Genomic DNA, 301 nt, shown 5'->3' with positions numbered 1-301 from the left:
GGAGCTTCGGGAACCGTAGCCAACTCCGTCATCATGGACAATACGGCAACCGGCTTCGGCGGAGGTATCTATATCAGCGGCGGCTACAATGGCGGATGTACGGGCCGTACCGGCGATGCGCTGATATACAATACCGAAATCAGTCACAACCGTGCGTCTACAGGGGCAGGTATCTATAATGACGGTAGCGCATTCCTCTCGGTCAACAACACCGTGAGCGGTAACGTCGCCCCGACGGCGGCCGGCTTCTACAACAACGGGGGGAACCCGAATATGCGCAACACGATTATCTGGGGGAACC

The 301-nt window shown here is 57.5% G+C and carries 1 protein-coding gene; it reads left to right on the top strand.

The features are described from left to right. Positions 1–301, top strand: a 301-nt coding sequence (locus EII41_RS13890; protein ID WP_221620748.1) for a hypothetical protein, incomplete at both ends; no start/stop codon positions are given.

The organism is Tannerella forsythia (assembly GCF_003860135.1).
GTDB lineage: Bacteria > Bacteroidota > Bacteroidia > Bacteroidales > Tannerellaceae > Tannerella > Tannerella forsythia_A.
Note: the sequence above shows the minus strand (reverse complement) of the source record. Positions and strands in the feature narration are given on the sequence as shown.